Raw genomic sequence first — 2,143 nt, 5'->3', positions numbered from 1 at the left:
TTTCCCTTTTTCAGTTGTTATAGGATCTCATCTAGAACCTTTTGTACACTTTATCCGGCTCATGTTGGTGATAGGTCATTGTATTGGCAATCGCACTGGCTTTCCATAACCGTTTTTCAATCCGGCGCCCTAAGATATCGTAGCAGTATTCCGCTCGCTGATACCCTAAGGGCCCTTGGTCGATATCCACTGCGATAATACGGTGGTCACTGTCATAGTGATAGCGTTGCCCCGAGCTACTGCCTTAGTGTTATCAAGCATCACGTTTACTCCTAGCATTAATTTTATTTTTAATCATTTTACTGAGTGTTTCATATTTTTAATGTGACAAAAAGGAATAATTTTTCCAGTATGTGAAATCTCCTTCATTTTTAATTGGCCTGAAATAATATACTTAAACTCAGGGAATTTATTAGCATTATTCAGTTGCATAGAATCAATTTTAACTATAACTGAACAATCATCACGAACCTGAATTAATTTAATACATCCATTTAATATTAAAAATAACTTTTAATTTAACTTAGTTATTTTCAGTAAAATACTGATTTATTAAACTATTAAATAGTTCATTCTGTTATGATTATTTTAAACGCATCTTTATTTGAATCATTAACTAAAATCTATAATTAATGCATTTTTTGGAATAAGATTATAATTAAAATATAAATTATATTTTTTAAACAATCTCCACTGAAGATATATAGTAAATAATTATAAAATTTCAGTTTTAATTATTTATTAATAATAGAAAATGAATAAATGCATTAAGGTTAAAACATAGTTCGGTAAATAATATTATGTAATTACCTGCCTTGGCATAGTGATTATATATCCAACACAGGAAATTACATAATTTAAATTATAATAATTACTACTAGGGTCTTTATGCTGTTTGCACGAAGAAAAGGCCCTCTATATTATTTCCTTCATTTTTAATAAATAAGTATCCGATGGCATCGGACAATCCCAATACGTCTTTAAAAGGGAGAGGGAAATCTGCAGAATATACCTGACAGACAAAATGATAATTTTTCAAAATCTCATCCACACCAGTTAATCCATTTGGAATATCTTTTGAAAAAAATGATATCATTGGATAATCTTCACTATTAATTTTTGTATTTAATAAATCAATTTTAGTTTCAGGTATAAAGTCTTCATTTGTTTTACTTAAACTACCAGTTAATGAATAAGATACAAAAGTAAAGCCTGATTTAATCAGGCCTAACTCGTTCTCATCACCAAAATAAGTTATTTCATCAAGAAAATAATCATTACTATCATATGTTGAAAATATAGATAAATAACCAGTTTTGGGCAAAATGCCATCAGCGATCTGAGGAGTTACTTTCTCACAATCTATAGAGAAAAGATGCAATAGCTCCTTTCCTTTTGGATTAATAGGCCATTTAGACACATATGCTTTATTACCTCCTATAATCAAGCCTGAATCTACATTTTTGTTATCACTTACGATAAATTGAGTAATTTCATACATAATATATATTCCTATTTACAACTTTTTACTTTTGCAGCAACTTGTTGTTTATAAAATTTTAATGCTTCTTGTCTTAATTGTTTAACTCGACTAGCAGGAACACCTGATTTTCTTAAACCACCTGATGTTATATCTAATTCACGTTTTAGTGTTGAAGCAAACTCATTTTTACCTAGCCCTTGATTAGCTCGAATTTCAGCTTCATGCCAATGAGCCCCCCCAATTCCTCTAGTATCCTTCAACGGGCCTCTAGTATGATGATCTAGGTCTAAAGCTATAGATGGATTTCCAGATAACCGTGATGTGTTTGCAAGGCCTTGTTGTTTTAAATATTCGTGTCTCAATAATTCATGAGCCTGTAATTGATCGCCCACATGCACAGAACCATTTAATTCACCATAAGTACCTAATGCAAACAGCTTAGCCCAACCCCACGGATCCACCCATGTCAATGGATTTGGCGCATAAGCATATAAGTTTATCCCCCCGGCCAACCCTATTGGGTCTTGCTGGGTAAAACGGCCTAAATCCGGGGCATAGTACCTGAACGTATTATAATGCAGACCAGTATACTCGTATCATCCTGATACTCGCCCTACGGGCCAGCGCAAGCGCTGTTCAAATTTGTTCCCGACAAATTTG

At 32.7% G+C, this 2,143-nt stretch carries 1 protein-coding gene and 1 pseudogene; both read right to left on the bottom strand.

What is annotated here, in order from left to right:
- Positions 1–886: 886 nt before the first annotated feature.
- Complete coding sequence (locus HMPREF0693_RS07710; protein ID WP_004244657.1) at positions 887–1,501, bottom strand: YwqG family protein; 615 nt, start codon at positions 1,499–1,501, stop codon at positions 887–889.
- Positions 1,502–1,923: 422 nt separating this feature from the next.
- Positions 1,924–2,070: pseudogene (locus tag HMPREF0693_RS19815) on the bottom strand (RHS repeat-associated core domain-containing protein); the annotation flags it as partial.
- Positions 2,071–2,143: the final 73 nt, after the last annotated feature.

Origin of the sequence: Proteus mirabilis ATCC 29906 (assembly GCF_000160755.1) — a bacterium.
In the GTDB taxonomy this organism is placed as follows: domain Bacteria; phylum Pseudomonadota; class Gammaproteobacteria; order Enterobacterales; family Enterobacteriaceae; genus Proteus; species Proteus mirabilis.
This window is presented reverse-complemented; position numbering and strand designations above follow the sequence as displayed.

Coding starts and splice junctions, on each gene's coding strand:
- HMPREF0693_RS07710 (WP_004244657.1), bottom strand. CDS start 1,501: ATGTATGAAATTACTCAATTTATCGTAAGTGATAACAAAAATGTAGAT.